At 63.6% G+C, this 22,881-nt stretch carries 21 protein-coding genes and 1 pseudogene; 20 read left to right on the forward strand and 2 right to left on the reverse strand.

Going from position 1 to position 22,881, the window contains the following annotated elements:
• Positions 1-156 precede the first annotated feature (156 nt).
• The 5 genes and pseudogenes from AADZ78_RS01510 to AADZ78_RS28870 all read left to right on the forward strand — a co-directional run.
• Complete coding sequence (locus tag AADZ78_RS01510) at positions 157-1,575, forward strand: OFA family MFS transporter (RefSeq protein WP_085252119.1); 1,419 nt, start codon at positions 157-159, stop codon at positions 1,573-1,575.
• A gap of 37 nt (positions 1,576-1,612) precedes the next feature.
• A complete protein-coding gene (locus AADZ78_RS01515) occupies positions 1,613-3,127 on the forward strand; it encodes an HNH endonuclease signature motif containing protein (RefSeq protein ID WP_085252118.1) in 1,515 nt (504 codons plus the stop codon).
• Between the two features lie 28 nt (positions 3,128-3,155).
• A complete protein-coding gene (locus AADZ78_RS01520) occupies positions 3,156-4,325 on the forward strand; it encodes a CaiB/BaiF CoA transferase family protein (protein WP_085252117.1) in 1,170 nt (389 codons plus the stop codon).
• Between the two features lie 47 nt (positions 4,326-4,372).
• Positions 4,373-4,897: a hypothetical protein gene (locus AADZ78_RS01525; RefSeq protein WP_085252116.1), complete on the forward strand. Its 525-nt coding sequence runs from the start codon at positions 4,373-4,375 to the stop codon at positions 4,895-4,897.
• Between the two features lie 26 nt (positions 4,898-4,923).
• A pseudogene (locus AADZ78_RS28870) lies at positions 4,924-5,227 on the forward strand (alpha/beta hydrolase fold domain-containing protein); the annotation flags it as partial.
• On the opposite strand, the gene AADZ78_RS01530 reads toward AADZ78_RS28870, so the two are convergent.
• Entirely contained in the window at positions 5,217-6,323 is a 1,107-nt protein-coding gene (locus AADZ78_RS01530) for an alcohol dehydrogenase catalytic domain-containing protein (RefSeq protein WP_085252125.1), read from the reverse strand. The pseudogene AADZ78_RS28870 and the gene AADZ78_RS01530 sit on opposite strands and share 11 nt — an antisense overlap.
• Before the next feature lie 14 nt (positions 6,324-6,337).
• Between AADZ78_RS01530 and AADZ78_RS01535 the strand changes: the two genes are divergently transcribed.
• Both AADZ78_RS01535 and AADZ78_RS01540 read left to right on the forward strand, forming a co-directional pair.
• Positions 6,338-6,799 (forward strand): acyl-CoA thioesterase, encoded by a 462-nt coding sequence (locus tag AADZ78_RS01535; RefSeq protein ID WP_085252115.1) that lies wholly within the window; start codon positions 6,338-6,340, stop codon positions 6,797-6,799.
• Positions 6,800-6,823: 24 nt separating this feature from the next.
• Positions 6,824-7,261 carry an SRPBCC family protein gene (locus AADZ78_RS01540; protein WP_085252114.1) on the forward strand — a complete coding sequence of 146 codons (438 nt, stop codon included), beginning with the start codon at positions 6,824-6,826 and terminating at the stop codon, positions 7,259-7,261.
• A gap of 61 nt (positions 7,262-7,322) precedes the next feature.
• Here the strand turns inward: AADZ78_RS01540 and AADZ78_RS01545 are convergent, their stop codons facing one another.
• The gene (locus AADZ78_RS01545; protein ID WP_085252113.1) at positions 7,323-8,015 is read right to left on the reverse strand and encodes a GntR family transcriptional regulator; all 693 of its coding nucleotides are present in this window, start codon (positions 8,013-8,015) and stop codon (positions 7,323-7,325) included.
• Between the two features lie 159 nt (positions 8,016-8,174).
• On the opposite strand from AADZ78_RS01545, the gene fadD5 reads away from it, so the two are divergent.
• From fadD5 to AADZ78_RS01610, 13 genes are all read left to right on the forward strand, one after another.
• Positions 8,175-9,815 (forward strand): fatty-acid--CoA ligase FadD5, encoded by a 1,641-nt coding sequence (fadD5, locus tag AADZ78_RS01550; protein ID WP_085252112.1) that lies wholly within the window; start codon positions 8,175-8,177, stop codon positions 9,813-9,815.
• Between the two features lie 256 nt (positions 9,816-10,071).
• Entirely contained in the window at positions 10,072-10,875 is an 804-nt protein-coding gene (locus tag AADZ78_RS01555; protein WP_085252111.1) for an MlaE family ABC transporter permease, read from the forward strand.
• Position 10,876: 1 nt separating this feature from the next.
• Complete coding sequence (locus AADZ78_RS01560) at positions 10,877-11,746, forward strand: MlaE family ABC transporter permease (RefSeq protein WP_085252110.1); 870 nt, start codon at positions 10,877-10,879, stop codon at positions 11,744-11,746.
• A 4-nt stretch (positions 11,747-11,750) separates the two neighbouring features.
• Complete coding sequence (locus tag AADZ78_RS01565) at positions 11,751-13,073, forward strand: MCE family protein (RefSeq protein ID WP_085252109.1); 1,323 nt, start codon at positions 11,751-11,753, stop codon at positions 13,071-13,073.
• A complete protein-coding gene (locus AADZ78_RS01570; protein ID WP_085252108.1) occupies positions 13,070-14,110 on the forward strand; it encodes a virulence factor Mce family protein in 1,041 nt (346 codons plus the stop codon). The genes AADZ78_RS01565 and AADZ78_RS01570 overlap by 4 nt, the downstream gene beginning before the upstream one ends.
• Entirely contained in the window at positions 14,107-15,669 is a 1,563-nt protein-coding gene (locus AADZ78_RS01575) for a virulence factor Mce family protein (RefSeq protein WP_085252107.1), read from the forward strand. Before AADZ78_RS01570 ends, AADZ78_RS01575 begins: the two co-directional genes overlap by 4 nt.
• Positions 15,666-17,270: a virulence factor Mce family protein gene (locus AADZ78_RS01580; protein WP_085252106.1), complete on the forward strand. Its 1,605-nt coding sequence runs from the start codon at positions 15,666-15,668 to the stop codon at positions 17,268-17,270. The genes AADZ78_RS01575 and AADZ78_RS01580 overlap by 4 nt, the downstream gene beginning before the upstream one ends.
• Positions 17,270-18,427 (forward strand): virulence factor Mce family protein, encoded by a 1,158-nt coding sequence (locus tag AADZ78_RS01585; RefSeq protein WP_085252105.1) that lies wholly within the window; start codon positions 17,270-17,272, stop codon positions 18,425-18,427. The genes AADZ78_RS01580 and AADZ78_RS01585 overlap by 1 nt, the downstream gene beginning before the upstream one ends.
• Entirely contained in the window at positions 18,421-19,998 is a 1,578-nt protein-coding gene (locus AADZ78_RS01590; RefSeq protein ID WP_085252104.1) for a virulence factor Mce family protein, read from the forward strand. The genes AADZ78_RS01585 and AADZ78_RS01590 overlap by 7 nt, the downstream gene beginning before the upstream one ends.
• A complete protein-coding gene (locus AADZ78_RS01595; protein ID WP_085252103.1) occupies positions 19,968-20,666 on the forward strand; it encodes an Mce protein in 699 nt (232 codons plus the stop codon). The genes AADZ78_RS01590 and AADZ78_RS01595 overlap by 31 nt, the downstream gene beginning before the upstream one ends.
• Positions 20,663-21,643 carry an RDD family protein gene (locus AADZ78_RS01600; protein ID WP_085252102.1) on the forward strand — a complete coding sequence of 327 codons (981 nt, stop codon included), beginning with the start codon at positions 20,663-20,665 and terminating at the stop codon, positions 21,641-21,643. The genes AADZ78_RS01595 and AADZ78_RS01600 overlap by 4 nt, the downstream gene beginning before the upstream one ends.
• Complete coding sequence (locus AADZ78_RS01605) at positions 21,640-22,191, forward strand: mammalian cell entry protein (RefSeq protein ID WP_085252101.1); 552 nt, start codon at positions 21,640-21,642, stop codon at positions 22,189-22,191. The genes AADZ78_RS01600 and AADZ78_RS01605 overlap by 4 nt, the downstream gene beginning before the upstream one ends.
• A complete protein-coding gene (locus AADZ78_RS01610; protein WP_085252100.1) occupies positions 22,158-22,859 on the forward strand; it encodes a mammalian cell entry protein in 702 nt (233 codons plus the stop codon). The genes AADZ78_RS01605 and AADZ78_RS01610 overlap by 34 nt, the downstream gene beginning before the upstream one ends.
• Positions 22,860-22,881: the final 22 nt, after the last annotated feature.

Below are 22,881 nucleotides of genomic sequence, written 5' to 3' on the forward strand. Positions count from 1 at the left end.
AATCGCCGGTCAGGGACGGCTGGATCTCCTAGTGCTATTGTTTTCTGCTGCTACTATTTCTGCAGTAGTAGTCGTGGTGGTCTGCGATAGACCATTCATCACATCGGCGTGAACGGAACAGTCCTCTTTACGAAGCCCGAAGGGATTCCGGCACGCATGGATGCACCAACGCAAGTGAGCTATCGCGAGGTAGTGGATACAAACGGCCGGGTGTATCGGATCGGGGAGACCGATCGCGGCATCTTGGGGCGCTCACGGGTATGGATGGTATGGCTTCCGTGGATTGCGATGATGGCCATCAGCTCATCCGAATATGCCTTCACCTCAACCCGGGACACTCTCTCCGAAGCGCACGGCTGGCGCGGCGTGCATATCTTTTGGCTGCTCGGCATATGGGTGCTCTTCCAGGCCGCAGCGGCGTTTCCGGTGGGGCGAATGCGCGAAAGTGGACGGTTGTCGGCGCGCACGGCCATGATGCTCGGCGCGATCGGGGCGCTCCTGGGTTATGTATCGCTGGCGTACGCGCCGCACGTTGTCCTCGCGTATGTCGGTTTCGGGTTGTTAGGCGGAACCGGAGCCGGTTTCGTCTATGCCACCTGCATCAATATGGTCGGGAAGTGGTATCCCGAACGTAAAGGCGGCAAGACCGGCTTCGTCGACGGCGGCTTCGCTTACGGGTCAATGCCTTTCATCTTCTTGTTCACCAACTACCTGGCCCTGGACAACTACCAGGGCATTCTCCTGGTGGTCGGAGTTTTCCTGGCCGGCCTGGTGGCGGTGAGCGGCATCTTCTTCAAAGACCCGCCGAAGAACTGGTGGCCACCCCACGTGGACCCGCTCCGCGGCGACGATGACCCGCGGATTTGCCGCTCGCTGCGCAAGAATCCGCCAGCGGTCAACCAGTACAGCCCGATGGGTGCGATCAAGACCGGCATCTTGCCGTTGATGTGGTTCGTCCTGCTGTGCACCTCGGGCATCAATATCTTTGGGATCGCCATGCAGGTGCCCTTCGGCAAGCAGATGGGCTTCGCCGGCGGAATCGTGGCGCTTGCGATGAGCCTCAAAGCGTTCATCAACGGCGCCGGACGCGGTGTGATCGGCTGGATCTCGGACCGCTACGGGCGTCGGGACACGCTCATCCTCGTATGCGTGGTGCTCGGGGTCGCGCAGTATGCGGTGTATTTTTCTGGCTCAATCGGCAATATGCCGCTATTCCTTCTGGCGTCGATGGTCTCCGGCTTCGGCGGCGGGGCGATTTATCCCCTGTTCGCGGCGATGACCGCCGACTACTTCGGTGAGAACAACAACGCCGCCAACTACGGCCTGGTCTACAGCTCGAAGATGATTTCCGGACTGGTGGGTGCCGGCATGGGGTCGCTCGTGGTCGACGCGTGGGGTTATCGCGCCGCGTTCGTCATTGCCGGTTCGGTCGGTGTCGGCTGTGCTGTATTGGCGATCTTCCTGCGCCGGCCGAAGTTGCCGCAGCCAAAGACGACGAAGGCGCCGGTGCCGTCGGCGCGGGTGAAGAAGCGCGTGAGCGTGTTTCCCAACTTGGTGGCACCGATCTGGGTGTGAGCCCTTCTTGTCGGCCTTCGCTGCTACTATCGAAAGTATGTTCGAACAGTCGGAGGTGATCGCTCGCTTTGATGAGATGTTCGAGCGGTGCTATCCGTCGACCACGGCGGAGTCGGCGGCGCTGATCGATCGGATGTGTGCGGCCGCGCGCGCGGAAAACCGGGCGGCGGCCGCGCAGTTGGTGGCGATCGGGGAGTTGTTCGCCTACCGGCTGTCGCGGTGTTCGGACACCGAGGAGTGGGCGGTGGACACCGAGGCGGCAGTCAGCGCTGAGGTGGGTGCGGCGTTGCGGATCAGTCAGGGCCTTGCGGGCAGCCAGTTGCGCTACGCGCGCGCGATGCGTGAGCGGCTGCCGCAGACCGCTGAGGTGTTTAAGGCCGGTGATATCGACTATCGGATGTTTCGGACGATCGTGTATCGCACCGATCTGATCACCGACCCCGAGGTGCTCGCCGCTGTGGATGGGCGGTTGGCGGCCCAGGTGGGGCGCTGGCCCTCGCTGACCAAAAAGCGGCTGGCCGCACAGGTGGACAAGATCGTGGCCAAAGCCGATGCCGATGCGGTGCGGCGGCGCAAGGAGTGCCACGACGATCGCGAGATCGTGATTGAGGACTGCGTCGAGGGTATCTCCGAGATCCGCGGCCGGTTGTCCACTGCGGACGCCCACGCGTTGGATCGGCGGTTGAATGCGTTGGCGGCCACGGTGTGCGCCCATGATCCACGCACCCGGGAGCAGCGCCGTGCCGACGCTGCCGGGTCGTTGGCCGCCGGGTCGGATCGGCTGGAGTGCCGGTGTGGGCGCCCGGACTGTGCGGCCGCCGGCCGGCCGGGCGCCTCGCCGGTGGTCGTTCATGTGATCGCCGAGCAGGCCACGCTCACCGGCACCGGGACCGCGCCGGCCTCCCTGATCGGCGCCGACGGGCTCATCACCCCCGAACTAGTGGCCGAACTGGCCAACACCGCCAAGCTGGTCCCGCTGATCCACCCTGGCGATGCCGCCCCCGAACCCCACTATCGACCCTCGCGGGCGTTGGCTGATTTTGTGCGGTGCCGGGATCTGACGTGCCGTTGGCCAGGCTGCGACCAGCCCGCCACCAACTGCGATGTGGACCATACGATTCCCTACGCCCAGGGCGGGCCCACCCACGCGTCCAACCTGAAATGTCTGTGCGCCACCCACCACCTGGTGAAAACCTTCTGGGGCTGGGGCGAACAGCAATTGCCCGACGGCACACTGATTTTGACCTCTCCGTCGGGACACACGTATGTCACCACGCCGGGCAGCGCGCTGCTGTTTCCCAGCCTGTGTCGCGCCACCGGCGCCATCGCCGCACCCGAAGTCGACCTACCGCACGACTACTGCGGTGAGCGCACCGCGATGATGCCCAAACGCCGCCGCACCCGCGCCCAAGACCGCGCCCACCGCGTCGCCACCGAACGCCGCCAAAACCACGCCGCCCGCATGGCCGCCCGCGCCACGCGGCGAGCCGAACTCACCAGCTACACCGGGCCCGCCCCACCGGATCCCGACGACGAACCACCGCCATTTTGATCCGGAAGGGCTGATTAGTGTCCCAGTCATGGCCGGACCGGTAGAAGGCGTCAAAGTAGTCGAACTGGGCGTATGGGTGGCAGCTCCGGCCGCCGCGGCAATTCTCGCCGACTGGGGTGCCGACGTCGTCAAGATCGAACCGCCGACCGGTGATCCGGGGCGTTTGTTCGGCCCGATGCTGGGGTGTGAGCCCGGGATCAACCCGCCGTTCGAGATGGACAATCGGTCCAAGCGCAGCATCGTGTTGGACCTGACCACCGATGCCGGCCGTGATACCGCCTTCGAATTGCTAGCCGACGCGGACGTTTTCGTGACCAACGTGCGGCTTGGGGCGTTACGACGCCTGGGACTGGACTTCGACACGGTGTCCGCCCGCAATCCCCGTCTGATCTACGGCCTGATCACCGGGTACGGCGAAACGGGGCCGGAGGCCGACCGCGCCGCGTACGACGTGGCCGCGTTCTGGTCCCGCGCCGGCATTGCGGATCTACTTACCCAACGCGGCAACCCGCCGCCGTTCCAGCGGGGTGGCATGGGCGACCACTCGGCCGGTATGACGCTGGTCGCGGCGGTGTGCGCGGCGTTGCTAGCCCGCGACCGCACCGGAACCGGGCAACTCGTGACCACCTCGCTATACCGCCAGGGCGCCTATACGGTCAGCTTTGACCTCAACACCTATCTGATGACCGGCCAGCCCATCATGCTTGGGCAGCGCGAATCGATGTTCAACCCGTGCATGAACAACTACACCGCCGGCGACGGGCGACGGTTTTGGATCGTGGGCCTCGAGGGCGATCGGCACTGGCCCGCGCTATGCCGCGTCGTCGGTCACCCGGAGTGGTTGACCGACCCGCGATACAGCGAGGTGCATGCCCGGGCCGCCAACGCTGTGCCACTCATTGCGCAGCTCGACGAGATTTTCGCCACCAGGTCGCTTGCCGAATGGGAGGAAGTCTTTGCCGGCGAACCGGAATTCTTCTGGTCGCCAATCAACACGATCGAGGACGTCGTGGCTGACGAGCAGTTTCACGCCGCGGGCGGATTCGTTGACGTGCCGGACGGCGACTCGAGCGTCCTGATGGTGGCCACCCCCGCCGATTTCCATGGCACGCCGTGTGCGCCCCGTTCTACGGCGCCAAAACTCGGCCAACACACCGAAGAAGTTCTCGCCGAACTCGAGGTGCAGCGCAAGCCCTGAGCCGCCCGGACCTTTACAAATTCCCATGAAAATGTCACGCTGTCCAAATGGTCGGTGTTCAGACATGCCTGGTAAGCGCTGCGCGAGCGGCCCGCGTAGACGGGGAGTGTCTGCGCTATCGACTTGACGTTGTTGCAGGCAGCGCCGCCGACGTCGTGCGTACCGCCGGGGGGTGGCTCTGCGACCGGGCGATGGCGGGCTGGGAAGTGACGGTGTTGCTCCCGCACGGCTGCGATGCGCGCCCACTGCGCATCCTCGGAGCGGGTACCGAGGATCTGGAGTCGAGGATGAACGCGACGAGCCATGCGCTGGCCGTCAGCGCCGAGGCGTTCACCGCGGACGATCGTGTGCGCGACAGGGTGCTCAAGGCCCTGGGCGACCCGTTGACCGAAGTAGCCCTGTGGGGCGACGGTTGGCCCCTGGGGGTGAACCGCGGCATGGCCAAAGCGCAGCACGTGCTCAGCGACGCGGCGCGGGCATTCAAGGGCCAGGCGCTAGCTGCTGCTGGAATCCCTTGCTGCTCAATCAATCCCACCGAAATGATGATGACCGACTCGGCCTGGCTGCACTAGCCGGTGCTAGATGATCGTGTTGGCGTGAGGGCGCGGAGCTGATGTGGGGCCATTACCTGGCGGGACAAGATGGAACACCCGAAGGTATTCCCAGTAGACGCGGCCAATTGCACGGTCTGCCACCGGCTTTGATCACTTGCAACGAGGTCGATCCCTTTGCGACGAAGCGGTGGACTACGCGCAACGCTTACTTCGCGCCGGGGTATCCACCGAGTTGCACGTATCTCCGCGTGTCTGTCCTGGCTTCGGTTCGCTGCTGGTGGACTGGACGGTGAGCCAACGGCTTTCACGCTGCAGGGTGATGCTCTGTTGCGGGCTTTCAGAAGGTGATTAGCTGACGCACCGCGGTGCCGTCCGCCAGGTGATCCATCGCCGCGTTGATGTCGTCCAACCGAATTGTCGACGACACCAACGATTCCACCGGCAGCCTGCCCGACTGCCACAATCTCACGAACCGAGGTATGTCGCGGCTGGGCACCGCGGAGCCAAGGTAGCTGCCGATCAGCGAACGGCCTTCGGCGACAAAATCCAACGGCGACAAGGTGATCCGGGCATCCGGAGGTGGCAACCCGACGGTGATGGTTCGACCTCCCGGGGCGGTCAGTGCGATCGCGGTCTGTAACGCCGCGGGATGGCCGACGGCCTCGATGACCGCGGCGGCCTTGATGCCAGCGTCGACCGCCTGCTGTGGCGTACAGGTTTCGTGGGCGCCCAGGCGACGGGCAGCGGACAGCTTTTCGGGCAACTGGTCGACGCCGACAACGCGGACATCGTCATAGGTCAGGGCGGTGATCACCGCGGCCATGCCGACACCGCCAAGGCCGACGACGGCAACCGACTGCCCCGGTCTGGGATCGCCCACGTTGAGCACCGCGCCGCCACCGGTCAGCACTGCGCACCCGAGCAGCGCGGCGACGGGGGCGGGTACGTCATGCGGCACCGGAACCACGCTGGCCCGGTTGACTACGGCGTGCGTCGCAAAGCCGGATACGCCGAGGTGGTGGTGCACGGGGTGACCGTTGCGGCCGAGCCGGATTCCGCCGCCTAGCAATGTCCCGGCACTGTTGGCCGCGCTACCCGGTTCACACGGTGTCAAACCCTCGGTTGCGCATGCCGCGCAGTGACCGCAACGCGGCAAGAACACCAGCACGACCCGTTGGCCGACGGCTAAGTCAGTGACCCCGTTGCCGAGCTGTTCGACGATTCCCGCGGCTTCATGACCCAGCAACATTGGAATTGGGCGCACCCTGCTACCGTCCACGACCGACAGATCGGAGTGGCAGACGCCGGCCGCCTCGGTGCGGATCAGGACCTCATCGCTGCCGGGTGGAGCAAGGTCGACGTCGACGACGCTGATCGGCTTCGTCGACGCAAACGGCCGGGGCAGACCGATGTGCTCGAGCACCGCGCCCCGGATGTGAATCATGTTGGAATACAACCATGACGTCAGCACTAGAACCGGAGCAGCTCACCAGCAGTGACTTTCCGGTGCTGTGGCCGGTGCTCACCCGTTGGGCCGACAACGATATGTTCGGCCACCTCAACAACGCCGTCTATTACCAGCTTTTCGACACCGCCATCAACGCCTGGATCAACACAAGTGCTGGTGTCGACCCGCTCGACACGCCCGCGCTGGGCATCGTCGCCGAATCGGGCTGTCGCTACTTCTCGGAACTGCACTTCCCGCAAAGCCTCGTGGTGGGCCTGGCGGTGACGCGACTGGGACGCAGCAGTGTCACCTATCGGCTCGGCGTATTCAGGGTCGACCAAGAAAGCGACGTGCAACCGATCACCGCGTTAGGGCACTGGGTCCATGTCTATGTCGATCGGGTCACCCGCAAGCCGGTCCCCATTCCCGATGCCATCCGATCACTGCTGGCAACCGCCTGTGTGAACGACTGAGTTTGGCACCAGTATGCTTCGCCAATGCCAGTTTTGAGCAAGACCGTCGAGGTGGGCGCGGATGCCGCTTCGATCATGGCCATCGTCGCCGACATCGAGCGGTACCCGGAATGGAACGAAGGGGTAAAGGGCGCTTGGGTGCTCGCTCGCTACGACGACGGGCGTCCCAGCCAGGTGCGGCTCGACACCGCCGTCCAAGGCATTGAAGGCGTCTATATCCACGCCGTGTACTACCCGGGTGAGAACCAAATTCAAACCGTGATGCAGCAAGGTGATCTATTCGCCAAGCAGGAGCAGCTGTTCAGTGTGGTGGAAAGTGGCGCCAACAGTTTGCTGACCGTAGATATCGATGTCGAGCCCAGCATGCCGGTTCCCGCGCCAATGGTGAAGATGCTCCTCAACAATGTGCTCGAGCAACTCGCGGAAAACGTCAAGCAGCGCGCGGAGCAACTAACTGGCTAGCTAGCTTCGTGGCGATCGCAAGCGCGGCGTAGCCGGGTGCAGCGGGTCGCCACCATTCAGCTCAGCTAAAGATTCCCGTCGTATCCAGGGTCTTGGTCAGCCGCTGGGCGGCGTCGGTGAACTGCCAGACGGTGTGCTCAACCACCGCTGCTACGTCGCGCCGGCGTAGTGCGGCGATCAACAATCGGTGATTGTCAACCGCGGCCACACCCCACTGTGGATCGGCGGCGTATATCTGAGCCGGCATGTAGCGCGCGGCGTTGAGCAAGAACCAGGCCAACTTGATCCGCCCGCTCGCCTGATTGAAGACGCGATGAAACGAGAACTCGCACGCCGCGATCGTCTCGGCGTCACCGGATTCGACGGCCCGAGCCAGCGCATCCGTGATGCGGTCCAGTTCCGCGATCTCGATGTCGGTGATTCGATCCGCGGCCGTTACGGCAAGTTCTTTGGCGATTGTGGCCTGCAACCAGAAGATGTCGGCGATGTCCTGCTGGGTCAATGGCAGCACAACGTGGCCGCGGTGCGGCTCCAGCTGCACCATGCCTTCACCGCGCAGCTTTAGCAGGGCTTCCCGAACCGGCGTGACGCTAACCCCGAGCTCTGCCGCGGTCTCGTCGAGGCGGATGAACGTTCCCGGACGCAACTTCCCCGACATGATCGACGCCCGCAGGTGTCCCGCTACTTCGTCGGACAGCTGTGCCCGGCGCAGCGGTCTTCGGCTACGCGGCTGCGCGGAGAGGGGAGCGTTCACGTGGCCTGCCAGGGCTTTCCGGGGCTTGGCGGGTGTTTAGCGGTCTAGTTTGGGGCTCTTGTCTTTGGGCCGTCGAGGCCATAATGTGACCCAGACAACACCATGTTTTATCAAATATCAACCTGGCGCAAGCGGTGCGCAAGTGAAGGGAAGGCATAGTTGACCGCGCAACTGGCCAGTCACCTGACACGGGTAGCCGAGCAGCCTTACCTTGCTCGGCGGCAGAACTGGGTGAACCAGCTCGAGCGGCACGCGATGATGCAGCCAGACGCGCCGGCGTTGAGGTTTGTGGGCCACACCGTGACATGGGCTGCGCTGCGGCGCCGGGTTGCCGCACTGGCCGGCGCACTGAGCCGCCGCGGGGTCGGCTTCGGCGATCGGGTCATGATCCTGATGCTCAATCGCACCGAGTTCGTCGAATCGGTCCTGGCCGCCAACATGTTGGGGGCTATCGCAGTCCCGTTGAACTTCCGGCTCACTCCAACTGAGATCGCATTCCTGGTCGAGGACTGCGGGGCGCGGGTGATGATCACCGAGGCGGTGCTGGCCCCGGTGGCCACCAATGTCCGCGACATTCAGCCAACGGTGAACGTGATCGCCGTAGCCGGTGGCTCAACCGACGACAGTGTGCTCGGCTATGACGACCTAACAACTGAGCCTGGTGATGCGCCCGAACCGGCGGACATCCCCAACGACTCGCCGGCCCTGATCATGTACACCTCGGGCACCACCGGCCATCCCAAGGGCGCCGTGCTCACCCACGCGAATCTGACCGGCCAAACGATGACCATGCTTTATACCAGCGGGGTCGACCTGAATAACGACGTCGGCTTCGTCGGCGTCCCGTTGTTCCACATCGCCGGAATCGGCAACATGCTCACCGGGATGCTGCTCGGCATCCCGACGGTGATCTATCCGCTTGGGGCATTTGATCCCGGCAAGCTGCTCGATGTGCTGGAGGCCGAGAAGGTCACCGGCATCTTCTTGGTTCCCGCTCAGTGGCAGGCCGTTTGCGCCGAGCAGCAAGCCAGACCACGTGACTTGAAGCTGCGCGTGATGTCGTGGGGGGCGGCGCCGGCGCCGGATACCTTGCTACGGCAGATGTCGGAAGTCTTTCCCGGAACCCAGATTCTGGCCGCGTTCGGCCAGACCGAGATGTCGCCGGTCACCTGCATGCTGCTCGGCGAGGACGCGATCGCCAAGCGCGGATCGGTCGGCAAAGTCATCCCGACCGTGGCCGCACGGGTGGTCGACGACAATATGCGTGACGTACCCGTCGGCGAGGTGGGTGAAATCGTCTACCGCGCACCGACATTGATGAGCGGCTACTGGAATAACCCGGAGAGCACGGCTGAAGCGTTCGCGGGCGGGTGGTTTCATTCCGGGGACCTCGTGCGGATGGACTCCGATGGCTACGTCTGGGTGGTCGACCGCAAAAAGGACATGATCATCTCCGGCGGCGAGAACATCTACTGCGCCGAGGTGGAAAACGTCCTTGCCGGTCATCCCCGCATCGTCGAGGTCGCGGTCATTGGACGGTCCGACGAGAAGTGGGGTGAGGTGCCGATCGCGGTCGCGGCTGTAACAGGCGGGCACCTTCGAATCGAAGAGCTAGATGAGTACCTGACCGAGCGGCTCGCGCGGTACAAGCACCCCAAGGCGCTCGAGATCGTGGATGCGCTGCCGCGCAACCCCGCCGGGAAAGTGCTCAAGACTGAACTGCGGATGCGCTATGGAAGCTCAAATGATTCTCGAAAACGTGCTGTTTCAACCGATTTACCGGAGGAAGAGGGGAGCTGACGAACTCGTAACGTTTGCTAGCTGTTGACGAAGGGTTAATTGTGAGGATGCGGTTCACACCTGACGGGCCATCAGGTACATTCCTGTGGTCTCCGTTACTACCTGCGGGTAGGGAGCCGACGGTCACACATATTGGATTGCGGCAAGGTGGGGGTACCCCCAGCCGCGGAGCGGCGAGGGGGCGAGGCGTGCGACATGCTCGGCCGCGACGCCGCACCGCGCGCGACACCCGTAATGACGGCGTGAGGGGGCAACGGTGACCACGTCGACGCGTCCGCACCTGATGGGTTACCTTCGCGACCAACTGGAGACACCGCTGACGATGGTCGGCGGGTTTTTCCGAATGTGCGTGCTGACCGGAAAGGCGCTATTCCGCCGACCGTTCCAATGGCGCGAACTCATCCTGCAGTGCTGGTTCATCATGAGGGTCGCATTGCTGCCGACCATCATGGTCTCGATCCCGCTGACAGTTCTCCTTATCTTCACGCTCAACGTTTTGCTGGCGCAGTTCGGCGCCGCCGACCTCTCGGGCGCGGGCGCGGCGATCGGTGCCGTCACCCAACTCGGTCCGTTGACCACCGTGCTGGTGGTAGCCGGTGCCGGTTCGACCGCCATATGTGCCGACTTGGGCGCCCGCACCATCCGCGAAGAGATCGACGCGATGGAAGTGCTCGGCATTGACCCCATCCACCGACTCGTGGTGCCTCGGGTCATCGCCGCGACCGTCGTCGCCACCCTGCTCAACGCCTTGGTGATCACCGTCGGCCTGGTCGGCGGATATCTCTTCGGTGTCTACCTGCAGAACGTGTCGGGCGGTGCCTACCTCGCGACGCTGACCACGATCACCGGCCTGCCCGAGGTGATCATCGCAATGGTCAAAGCTGCGACATTCGGCCTCATCGCCGGACTGGTCGGCTGCTACCGCGGTCTGACCGTCCGCGGCGGTTCCAAAGGTCTGGGCACCGCCGTCAACGAGACGGTGGTGCTGTGCGTGGTCGCCTTGTACGCGGTCAACGTCATCTTGACCACGATCGGTGTGCGATTCGGGACGGGGCACTGAAATGTCGACAGGCACAGTCGTTCGCGCCCGCTTTCCACGGGCAGTTGCCAATATCAACCGCTACGCCGGCAGTGTCACCCGAGGACTGGACGAGACGGGGCAGCTGGCCTGGTTCGTGCTGACGAGCATCGGGCAGATTCCGCACGCGCTGCATTACTACCGCAAGGAAACGTTGCGACTGATCGCCCAGATCGGCATGGGCACCGGTGCGATGGCCGTCGTCGGCGGCACCGCCGCAATCGTGGGTTTTGTGACGCTGTCCGGCAGCTCGCTGGTCGCCATCCAGGGTTTTGCGTCGCTGGGCAATATCGGTGTCGAGGCGTTCACGGGGTTCTTCTCGGCGCTGATCAACGTGCGTATTGCCGGCCCTGTCGTCACCGGCATCGCACTGGCGGCCACGGTCGGTGCCGGCGCCACCGCCGAGCTCGGAGCGATGCGGATCAGCGAGGAGATCGACGCCCTGGAGGTGATGGGCATCAAGTCGGTCTCCTACCTGACGTCCACCCGGGTCATCGCCGGGCTGGTGGTGATCATCCCGCTCTACGCCCTGGCGATGATCATGTCCTTCCTTTCCCCGCAGGTCGTCACGACAGTGCTGTACGGACAGTCGACCGGCACCTACGAGCACTACTTCCGTACGTTCCTGCGTCCCGACGACGTGTTCTGGTCGTTTCTGGAGGCCGTCATCATCGCGGCGATCGTGATGGTCACCCACTGTTACTACGGATACAACGCCGGCGGCGGGCCCGTCGGCGTAGGCGAGGCCGTCGGGCGATCGATGCGCTTCTCGCTGGTCTCGGTGCAGGTTGTCGTGTTGTGTGCCGCGTTGGCGCTGTACGGCGTCAACCCCAACTTCGCTCTAACGGTGTAGCGCCATGACGAGTCCAGGCAAGATCAACAAGGTTAGAAACCCGCCGTACAAGACGATGGGTGTGGTTTCGGGCGTTGCCTTCCTTCTGGTGCTTGCCCTGGTGTACATCCAGTTCCGCGGAGATTTCACGGAAAAGGTCAAGTTGACCATGCTGTCCGACCGGGCGGGCTTGGTGATGGATCCAGGGTCGAAGGTCACCTATAACGGCGTGCAGATCGGCCGGGTCGACAAGATTACCGAAATCACGCGTCCCGACGGTAAGCCCGCCGCCAAGTTCACACTGGACGTGTATCCGCAGTATCTGTCGATCATTCCGGAAAATGTGGACGCCCAGATCAAGGCGACGACGGTGTTCGGCGGCAAGTATGTGTCGCTGGTAACGCCGAGAGACGCCGAGGGGAACATCATCTCCAAGGGGCACCTCACACCCAGCAGCACCATCAACGCCGTCGGTGTGACGACGGAAATCAACACGCTGTTCCAGACCATCACCTCGATTTCGGAGAAGGTCGATCCGGTCAAGCTGAACCTCACCCTGAGCGCGGCCGCACAAGCGCTGGCCGGGTTGGGCGATAAATTCGGACAGTCGGTGGTCAATGGCAACGCGATCCTGGACGACCTCAACCCGCAGATGCCCCAGGCCCGTCGGGACATCCAACAGCTAGCCGCGCTAGGCGACGTATACGCCAATGCGGCGCCGGATTTGTTCGACTTCCTCAACAATTCGGTACCCACCGCCCGCACGATCAACCAGCAGCAACACCAATTGGACCAAGCGTTGTTGGCGGCGGTCGGGTTCGGCAACACCGGCGAGGACATCTTCGCCCGAGGCGGGCCGTATCTGGCGCGTGGAGCCGCCGACCTGGTGCCCACCGCTCAGCTACTGGACACCTATAGCCCAGAGCTGTACTGCACGCTGCGCAACTACCACGACATCGAGCCCAAGGCCTACCAGTTCCTCGGCGGCAACGGCTACTCGCTTAACAGCCATTCACAGGTGCTATCGGGCTTGGGACTGATGCTGAACCCGGTATCGCTGGTACCGCTGTTGCTCTCACAGGTCGGCGGGTTGGCCGCCGGTGTGGTCGGCGGTGGGCCGAATCCCTACATCTATCCGGAAAACCTGCCGCGGGTGAACGCCCACGGTGGGCCAGGGGGTGCACCGGGCTGCTGGCAGCAAATCACCCATGATTTCTGGCCGGCGCCCGAATTGGTCATGGACACCGGCAACAGCATTGCGCCGTACAACCACTTGGAAGTCGGCTCTCCGTATGTAATCGAGTACGTCTGGGGCCGTCAAGTAGGGGATAACACGATCAACCCATGAAAATCACCGGCACTCTAGTCAAACTCAGCATCTTCTCGGTGGTGCTGCTGCTCTTCAGCGTGATGATCATCATCGTGTTCGGTCAGCTCCGTTTCGACCGCACCAATGGCTATTCCGCCGAGTTCAGCAACATCAGCGGGCTGCGCAACGGCCAATTCGTCCGCGCCTCGGGTGTGGAGATCGGCAAGGTCAAAAAAGTAGAGCTGATCGACGGCGGCAAACGGGTGCGGGTGGATTTCGACGTCGACCGCTCGGTGCCCCTTTATCAGTCGACGACCGCCCAGATCCGCTATCTCGACCTGATCGGCAATCGCTACCTGGAGCTCAAGCGCGGCACCGGCGAAGGCGCTGACAAGATCTTGCCGCCCGGAGGATTCATCCCGCTGTCGCGTACGTCGCCGGCGCTGGACCTCGATGCGCTGATTGGTGGTTTCAAGCCGCTGTTCCGGGCCCTGGACCCGGACAAAGTCAACACCATTACCTCGGCATTGATCACTGTGTTCCAGGGTCAGGGCGGCACTATCAACAACATTCTCGACAACACCGCGCAGCTGACCTCGCAGATCGCCGAGCGTGACCAGGCGATCGGCGAGGTGGTCAAGAACCTGAACACCGTCCTGGACACCACGGTTCGGCACCGCAAGGACTTTGATCAGACGGTCAACAACCTCGAGATTCTGATCACCGGGCTGCGAAACCACGACGACTCGCTCGCCGGCGGGACCGCGCACGTCAGCAATGCCGCAGGAACGGTCGCCGATCTGCTGGCCGAGAACCGCTCTCTGCTACACCGGACCGTTAACTACCTGGACGCCGTTCAGCAGCCGCTGATCGATCAGCGGCAGGAGCTCAACGATTACTTCCACAAGCTGCCAACTGCGCTGAACATGATCGGCCGCGCCATCGGCTCCTACGGAGACTTCGTGAATTTCTACTCCTGCGACATCAGCCTCAAGATCAACGGGCTGCAGCCTGGTGGCCCGGTCCGCACGGTCCGGCTTTTCTCGCAGCCGACGGGTAGGTGCGCGCCGCAATGAGAACACTGGAACCCCCCAATCGGCTTCGAATCGGGCTCATGGGCATCGTGGTGACGCTGCTCGTCATCGGAGTGGGCCAAAGCTTTACCAGTGTGCCGATGCTGATGGCCAGGCCCAGTTACTACGGGCAGTTCACCGACTCCGGTCAGCTCAACAAAGGCGACAAGGTTCGAATCGCCGGTATGGATGTGGGCAAGGTCGAGGGGCTCACCATCGACGGTGACCACATCTTGATTAAGTTCTCGATCGGAACCCACACCATCGGCACCGAGAGCCGGCTGGCGATCCGCACCGACACCATCCTCGGTAAAAAGGTCCTTGAGATCGAGGCGCGCGGCAACCAGCCGCTGCGGCCGGGGGGCACCCTGCCGCTGGGTCAAAGCACCACTCCCTACCAGATCTACGACGCATTCTTCGACGTCACCAAAGCCGCTACCGGCTGGGACATCGACACCGTCAAGCGGTCGCTGCACGTGCTGTCGGAGACCATTGATCAGACCTATCCGCACCTAAGCGCGACGCTCGATGGCGTCGCCAAGTTCTCCGACACGATCGGTAAGCGTGACGAGGAGATCAAGCATCTGCTTGCCCAGGCCAACCAGGTCGCCAGCGTCCTAGGTGACCGCAGCGCACAGGTGGATCGGCTCCTGGTCAATGCCAAGACACTGCTGGCCGCCTTCGAAGAACGCGGGCGCGCCATCGACGCGTTGCTGGCGAACGTCGCTTCGTTCTCGGCCCAAGTACAGAATCTGATCAACGACAACCCGAACCTGAATCACGTGCTGGAACAGTTGCGCATAGTCAGCGACCTCCTGGTTGAGCGCAAGGACGACCTGGCTAAGGGTCTCGTCCAGGTGGGGGCATTCCTCCCGTCGCTGAATGAGTCCATCGCGTCCGGACCATTCTTCAAAGTGGTCATTCATAACCTGGTCCCGGGTCAGATTCTGCAGCCGTTCATCGATGCCGCGTTCAAGAAGCGTGGCATCGATCCCGAAGAGTTCTGGCGCAGCGCGGGGCTGCCGGCGTACCGGTTCCCCGACCCCAACGGCACCCGATTCCCCAACGGCGCACCGCCTCCGCCGCCGCTGGTGCTAGAGGGCACGCCGGAACACCCCGGCCCGGCTGTGCCGCCCGGATCGCCATGCTCCTACACACCGGCGGCGGGCGCGCTGCCCCGGCCGGAGGATCCGCTGCCCTGTGCGGGTGTGCTCCAAGGCCCGTTTGGTGGCCCCAATTTCCCGGCGCCGCTGGATGTCCAGGTGTCGCCACCGAATCCGAACGGCCTGCAGCCGGGCCCGGGTATTCCGATCGCCGGGCGGCCGGGCGACCCACCGCCGGACGTCGTCGGGACACCGGTGCCGCTGCCGCCGAACGCACCGCCGGGTGCCCGCACCGAGCCTCTGGGACCTGCTGGTCCGACGCCGCCGCCGTCGACGTTCGCCCCGGGGCTACCGCCGGCTCCGCCCGCACCGCCCGGGCCTGGGCCGCAGCTGCCCGCCCCGTACATCACGCCAGGCGGGACGGGCGGAAGCGGAGAGACGGGAGGTAGCCAGAATTGAGCACCATCTTTGACATCCGCAACATCCGCCTGCCCAAGATGTCGCGGGCAGCGGTCATCATCGGATCACTGGTGGTGGTACTGGGTCTGGTGGCCGTGTTCGTGGGCTGGCAGCTTTACCAGAAGCTGACGAACAACACCGTGGTTGCCTACTTCCCGGCTGCCAACGCCCTGTACCCGGGTGACAAGGTCCAGATCATGGGCTTGCAGGTGGGCAAGATCGATAGCATCGAGCCGGCCGGCGACAAGATGAAGGTGACCTTCCACTACCAGAACAAATACAAGGTGCCGGCAAATGCGCAGGCGGTGATCCTCAACCCCACCCTGGTGGCGTCGCGCACGCTCCAGCTGGAGCCGCCGTACCGAGGCGGCCCGGTGCTGGCCAATAACACGGTGATTCCGATCGAGCGCACCCGGGTGCCGGTGGAGTGGGACGAGCTCCGCAACAGCATCACCAACATCATCTCCAAACTCGGCCCGAGCGACCAACAGCCAAAGGGGCCGTTCGGCGAGGTCATTGAATCGTTCGCCAACGGGCTAGCCGGCAAAGGCAAACAGATCAACACCACCCTGGACAGCCTGTCGGCGGCGTTGACCGCGTTGAACGAGGGTCGCGGCGACTTCTTTGCGGTGGTGCGCAGCCTAGCGCTGTTCGTCAACGCGCTGCATCAGGATGACAAGCAGTTCGTTGCGCTGAACGAGAACCTGGCGGACTTCACCACTCGACTCACCCGTTCCGACCGCGACCTCGCCAATGCGCTACAGCAGTTCGACAGCCTGCTTACCACCATCCGCCCGTTCCTCGACAAGAACCGCGAAGTGCTGGCCCACGACGTCAACAACCTGGCTGACGTGACCAACACGCTACTTCAACCGGAGCCTCTCAACGGGGTGGAGACCGCCCTGCACGTCCTCCCGACTGCGGCGTCGAACGTCAACCAGATTTACCATCCGGCGCACGGTTCCGTCGTCGCCGTTCCGGAGATCACGAGCTTCGCGAACCCGATGCAGTTCATCTGCAGCTCGATTCAGGCCGGCAGCCGGCTTGGCTATCAAGAGTCCGCCGAACTGTGTGCGCAATACCTGGCGCCGGTCCTCGACGCGATCAAGTTCAACTACTTCCCGTTCGGCTTGAATGCGTTCAACACCGCCGAGGTGCTTCCCAAGCACGTCGCGTACTCCGAGCCGCGCCTGCAGCCGCCGAACGGGTATAAGGACACGACGGTGCCGGGCATCTGGGTGCCGGATACACCGTTGTCGCACCGCAACACCCAACAGGGCTGGATTGTCGCCCCGGGGATGCAAGGACAACAGGTAGGCCCAATCACCGCCGGCCTCATGACGCCCGAATCGTTGGCCGAACTGATGGGTGGCCCCGACATCGAGCCCGTTCAATCGACCTTGCAGACTCCGCCCGGACCGCCGAACGCGTACGACGAGTACCCGGTGCTGCCGCCGATCGGCTTGCAGGCTCAGGTGCCGATACCGCCGCCGCCGCCGGCCCCGGGCGTGGTCCCGGGTCCGGTCGCTCCCACGCCCGCCCCAGGGCCGGCGCCCGCGCCAGTCGGCGCACCGCTGCCCGCTGAGGCAGGAGGCCAGTGATGCGCGTACTGAGAACAATGCGGCACCGTGGCTGGCAGGGCCTGGTGTTGCTCGTGGTCGCGATGGTGCTGAGTTCGTGTGGGTGGCGCGGAATCTCCAACGTGTCTATTCCGGGTGGTCCGGGCAGCGGTGAAGGGGCCTACACCCTTTACGTGCAGGTGCCAGACACCCTGGCGATCAACGGCAACAGCAAGGTGATGGTTGCCGATGTGACGGTGGGCTCGATACACAAGATCGAGCTGAAGAACTGGGTGGCAACCCTGACGCTGGGAATCGACAAGGGCGTCCAGCTGAGGAAGGGCACCCTCGCCAAGATTGGACAGACCAGTCTGCTGGGTTCGCAGCATGTGGAGCTGCACTCGCCAGATAAAGGGGCACTGCTCAAGAACGGCGACACGATACCCCTGAAGAATTCGTCCGCGTTTCCCAATACCGAGCAGACGCTGGCCAGCCTGGCCCTGATCATTCGCGGCGGCGGCATCCCAAATCTCGAAGTGCTGCAGAACGAGGTGTACAACATCTTCCACGGGCGGGCCGACCAGATCAGGGCCTTCCTCACAAAGCTGGACACCTTTACCAGACAGCTCAATGAGCAACGCGACGACATCACCCACGCCATCGACTCCACCAACCGATTGCTGGTCTATGTCGGCCAACGGGCGGACGTCCTGGATCGGGTGCTGACTGACTTCCCGCCGCTGATCAAGCATTTCGCCGAGACCCAGAACCTGCTGATCAACGCCGTTGACGCGATTGGGGGACTCAGTCAGCAAGCCGGCCAGTACCTCGAGGAAGCGCGCAGCAACCTCCATACTGACCTGCAATCGCTGCAATGCCCGTTGCGAGAACTCGGCCGTGGGTCGCCGTATTTGCTCGGGGCGCTGAAGCTGATTCTCACCCAGCCGTTCGACATAGACGCCGTTCCGAAGATATTCCGCGGTGACTACCAAAACGTGTCGGCCGTTATCGACGTCACCTACAGTGCCATGGACAACGCACTCCTCACCGGTACCGGATTTTCCGGAGCCCTGCGCGCGCTCGAGCAGTCGTTTGGGCGCGACCCCGAGACGATGATCCCCGACGTCCGGTACACGCCTAACCCGAACGACGCTCCGGGCGGACCGCTGGTTGAGAGGGCGGAGCGAGGCCAATGCTGACTCCATTCATCAGACGCCAGCTGTACCTGTTCGGGACCTTGACCGTGGTCGCGCTGCTGGTGCTTGGCGTGTACTACCTGCAGATTCCCAGTCTTGTGGGGGTCGGTCGGTACACGCTTACGGCAGAGTTACCCGCGTCGGGCGGTCTGTATCCGACGGCCAACGTGACCTATCGCGGCATCACCATCGGCAAGGTCACCGACGTCGAGCCGACCCCAAAGGGTGCGCGGGCGACGATGAGCATTGACAGCCGGTACAAGGTCCCTCTCGATGCGACGGCCAACGTGCACTCGGTCTCGGCGGTTGGTGAGCAGTACCTGGACCTGGTATCGACCGGGAATCCGGGCAAGTATTACTCATCCGGACAGACCATCACCTGCGGCCCGGGGCCCGCGTGCAAGAACACGGTGCCAAGTGAAATCGGGCCGGCGCTGGACACCGCCAACCGCGGGCTTGAGGTGTTGCCCAAGGAAAAGATCGGGCAGTTGCTTGACGAGACAGCGCAAGCCGTCGGCGGTTTGGGACCCGGGCTGCAAAGGCTGACCGACGCCACTCAGGCGATCGTTGGCGATTTCCGCAATCAAATCACGGACATCAACGACATCATCCAGCACTCCGGACCGATCCTGGACAGTCAGGTCAACTCGGGCAGCGCCATCGAGCGCTGGGCGCACAACCTCAACGTGTTGGCAGCGCAGACGGCGGAACGGGACCAGAACCTGAAAAGCATTCTGACTCAGGCTGCGCCCACCGCTGACCAGGTGAACGAGGTCTTCACCGATGTGCGCGATTCGCTGCCACAGACGCTGGCGAATCTCGAGGTCGTGATCGAGATGCTCAAGCGATATCACACCGGACTTGAACAGGTGTTGGTGTTTCTGCCGCAGGGTGCTTCGATCGCGCAGACGGTCGCCGCGCCGTTCCCGAATATGGCTGCGCTCGACCTCGCGTTGGCAATCAACCAGCCACCGCCGTGTCTGACCGGCTTCATTCCGGCGTCGCAGTGGCGCTCTTTTGCGGACACCAGCCTGGTGCCGCTACCGACCGGCACTTACTGCAAGATTCCGATGGACACGCCGGCCAACAGCGTCCGCGGATCGCGAAACATTCCGTGTGTGGATGTCCCCGGTAAGCGTGCGGCCACGCCGCGGGAGTGCCGCGACCCCAAGCCGTACGAGCCGGCGGGGACCAATCCCTGGTATGGGGACCCGAACCAGCTCCTGACCTGCCCCGCGCCCGCGGCGCGCTGTGATCAGTCGGTGCGGCCAGGCATGGTGATCCCGGCGCCGTCGGTGAACAACGGATTGAACCCGGCACCGGCCGACAGGCTACCGCCGGGTGGGACGCCGCCTCCGATCAGCGATCCACTGCAGCGCCCCGGTTCCGGCACGGTGCAATGCAACGGACAGCAGCCCAATCCGTGTGTCTACACTCCGAACGGGCCTCCCACGGCGGTATACAGTCCCCAGAGCGGTGAACTGGTAGGGCCCGATGGAGTCAAGTACTCCGTCGAAAACTCGACCAAAACAGGAGACGACGGATGGAAGGAGATGCTGGCGCCAGCCGGCTGAACCCCATCGACGCGAATGATTCGTTGGGCCCCGAGGTGACGGCCGAGGATTCGAAAGAATCCGAGGCCGGAGCCGACCAGACGAGCACCGAGGTGACGGCCGAGGATTCGAAAGAATCCGACGAAGACGAGGCTGCCGACAGCGCGGAGACCAGTGTTGAGCGGGGGCCCTCGCGGTTGGGCCGTGGTTGGTTGGCCGGTATCAGCGTGGTGCTTCTCCTCATTGCCGGCGCCATCGGGGCGGGCGGCTACTTCGCGTGGCGTTCCCATCAAGAAAGCCAAGACATCGCGCGCTACGACGCTCAGGCGCTTCAGGCGGCCAAGGATTGCGTGGCCGCGACGCAGGCGCCGGACACCAACAGCATGGCGGCCAGCGAACAGAAGATCATCGACTGCGGCACGGATGCCTACCGCACTCAAGCCCTGTTGTATAGCAGCATGCTGGTACAGGCCTATCAAGCCTCAAACGTGCACGTTCAGGTGTCCGATATGCGAGCGGCCGTTGAACGCAACAACACCGACGGCTCGGTCGACGTGCTCGTGGCACTGCGCGTCAAGGTGAATAGCGATCAGGTGCAGGGGCAGGAGACCGGCTACCGGCTACGCGTGCGAATGACCCTTGCGGATGGCCAGTACAAGATCTCTAAACTCGACCAGGTGACGAAGTGACGGTGGTGGTCGAAAAGACCCAGACCACCACTGCGGCCATTCAAGACCTAGCCCAAAACGACTTGGCGCCATGGAATTTGCGCGCCTGCGCATTTGTCGTTGACGTGGCGCCCGGCATGGCCGTGGCGGCGACGATGGCAGTGGTCTCATTGACCCTCCCGCCGCGCAGCGCGTGGTGGTGGGTAGCCATGTCCGTCCTCGGGGCCGTCATCCTGCTGGTGTTAGTCAATCGGTTGCTGTTACCGACCATCACCGGATGGAGCTTGGGACGCGCCCTGTATGGGATCGCGGTGACAGGCGGCGATGGGGCAGCGCCCGGAGCATGGGCGTTGCTGCTGCGAGATCTAGCCCACCTGCTCGACACCGCACCGGTATTGGTGGGTTGGCTATGGCCGCTGTGGGATTCCCGGCACCGCACCTTCGCCGACATGCTGTTGCGCACCGAGGTGCGACGCGTCGAAGGTCACGAGCAGCCACTCAAGGTACGGCGGTGGACCGCGGCGGCCCTGCTGACAGCGGCGGTGCTATGTCTGGACGGTGCCAGCGTGAGCTACGCCTTGGTGTATGCGTCGGAACGGGCGACCGACCAAACTCGCGCAGAGATTTCCACACAAGGGCCGAAAATGGTCGCCGAGATGCTGACGTACGACCCAAAGACGTTGCGCGAGGACTTCGCCCGCGCTCAGTCGCTGACCACCAACAAATATCGCAGACAGCTGGTCGCGCAGCAGGAGTCCGTGGAGAAAGGCCACCCGGTCATCAACGAATATTGGGTGACCGGCAGTTCGGTACAGTCGGCGACTCCGGATCGCGCCACCATGCTGTTGTTCATGCAGGGCCGGCGGGGTGTACCGCCGGACCAGCGGTACATCAGCGCAACCGTCCGCGTGAGCTTTGCGAAAGACCGGCACGACCAGTGGCGCGTTGACGACCTCACCGTGCTGACCAAACCGAAACCGCCCGGGGATGGAAAATGAGTCCTCGACGCAAGTTTCGGCCCGGCGAGGGGCAACTGCTCATCGCGCACCCGCCACCGCCGCGGTATTCCGGGTTAGCGCTCGCGGCCACCATCGCCGCGCTGGTCATGGCCGCGGCGCTGACGGTATCCACCTTGATGTTGATCGGCCATGAATCGGATAGGCGAGCCGCGGCGAAAGACCGCGAGGTGGTCGACTACGTGGAATGGTTCATGGCGGGCTTTACGAGTATCGATCCATATCATGCCAACGACTATGTGGCCCGGGTATTGGCGCAGGCGACCGGCGACTTCGCTAAGCAGTACCAGGAGAAGGAGAACGAAATCCTGCTCCAGGTGGCTCGAGCCGAGCCGGCCACTGGCATGGTCCTCGACGCGGGCGTGGAACGGTGGAACGACGACGGCAGCGCCAATGTATTAGTGGCTACCCAAGTGACCTCCAAGTCGCCGGACGGAAAGCAGGTGTTCGAAAGCACGAATCGTTGGACGGCGACGGCTCGGCAGGAAGGGAATCAGTGGAAGATCAGCAACCTGCTACAGGTGATTTGACCGATGAGGCGCGGGGGGAGGAATCCTCCGAAGACGCCGCCACGGGGACCGACGACACCACGAAAGCGGATGTCGCAGAAGAAGAAACAGACGCCGAACCGGCTGACGCCGAAGCTGACCCGGCGGCCGAGGGCGGCGCTCCGAAGAAGAAATCGACCGGTAGGCGGCTCGCTTTGGTGATTGCGGTGATCGCCGCATTGTTCGTCGGTTCCGCGGCATTTGCGGGCGCAACCGTGCAGCCATACCTGGCCGATCGCGCCACCGTCGCAATCAAGCTCAACGTGGCACGGACCGCAGCCAACGCGATCACCACCTTGTGGACCTACACGCCAGAGAACATGGATAGCCTCGCCGACCGCGCGGCGACCTACCTCAGTGGCGACTTCGGCGCCCAGTACCGCAAGTTCGTCGACGCGATTGTGGCTCCCAACAAACAGGCCAAAATAACCAACAGTACCGAGGTCACCGGCGTCGCGGTCGAATCGCTGGACGGCCCTAATGCGGTCGCCATCGTCTACACGAATACCACCACCACTAGCCCGCTGACCAAGAACATTCCGGCAATGAAGTACCTGTCCTACCGGCTGATCATGAAGCGTGATCATGCTCGCTGGATGGTAACCAGGATGACGACCATCACCTCGCTGGATGTGACTCCCCGCCTATAGCGGCCCGGGCCCAGACCAAGCC

Origin of the sequence: Mycobacterium riyadhense (genome assembly GCF_963853645.1) — a bacterium.
In the GTDB taxonomy this organism is placed as follows: Bacteria; Actinomycetota; Actinomycetes; order Mycobacteriales; family Mycobacteriaceae; genus Mycobacterium; species Mycobacterium riyadhense.

Coding starts and splice junctions, on each gene's coding strand:
- AADZ78_RS01510 (WP_085252119.1), top strand. CDS start 157: ATGGATGCACCAACGCAAGTGAGCTATCGCGAGGTAGTGGATACAAAC.
- AADZ78_RS01560 (WP_085252110.1), top strand. CDS start 10,877: ATGTCGACAGGCACAGTCGTTCGCGCCCGCTTTCCACGGGCAGTTGCC.
- AADZ78_RS01595 (WP_085252103.1), top strand. CDS start 19,968: ATGGAAGGAGATGCTGGCGCCAGCCGGCTGAACCCCATCGACGCGAAT.
- AADZ78_RS01540 (WP_085252114.1), top strand. CDS start 6,824: ATGCCAGTTTTGAGCAAGACCGTCGAGGTGGGCGCGGATGCCGCTTCG.
- AADZ78_RS01530 (WP_085252125.1), bottom strand. CDS start 6,323: ATGATTCACATCCGGGGCGCGGTGCTCGAGCACATCGGTCTGCCCCGG.
- AADZ78_RS01515 (WP_085252118.1), top strand. CDS start 1,613: ATGTTCGAACAGTCGGAGGTGATCGCTCGCTTTGATGAGATGTTCGAG.
- AADZ78_RS01565 (WP_085252109.1), top strand. CDS start 11,751: ATGACGAGTCCAGGCAAGATCAACAAGGTTAGAAACCCGCCGTACAAG.
- AADZ78_RS01535 (WP_085252115.1), top strand. CDS start 6,338: ATGACGTCAGCACTAGAACCGGAGCAGCTCACCAGCAGTGACTTTCCG.
- AADZ78_RS01605 (WP_085252101.1), top strand. CDS start 21,640: ATGAGTCCTCGACGCAAGTTTCGGCCCGGCGAGGGGCAACTGCTCATC.
- AADZ78_RS01520 (WP_085252117.1), top strand. CDS start 3,156: ATGGCCGGACCGGTAGAAGGCGTCAAAGTAGTCGAACTGGGCGTATGG.
- AADZ78_RS01585 (WP_085252105.1), top strand. CDS start 17,270: ATGCGCGTACTGAGAACAATGCGGCACCGTGGCTGGCAGGGCCTGGTG.
- AADZ78_RS01570 (WP_085252108.1), top strand. CDS start 13,070: ATGAAAATCACCGGCACTCTAGTCAAACTCAGCATCTTCTCGGTGGTG.
- AADZ78_RS01590 (WP_085252104.1), top strand. CDS start 18,421: ATGCTGACTCCATTCATCAGACGCCAGCTGTACCTGTTCGGGACCTTG.
- AADZ78_RS01575 (WP_085252107.1), top strand. CDS start 14,107: ATGAGAACACTGGAACCCCCCAATCGGCTTCGAATCGGGCTCATGGGC.
- AADZ78_RS01525 (WP_085252116.1), top strand. CDS start 4,373: ATGGTCGGTGTTCAGACATGCCTGGTAAGCGCTGCGCGAGCGGCCCGC.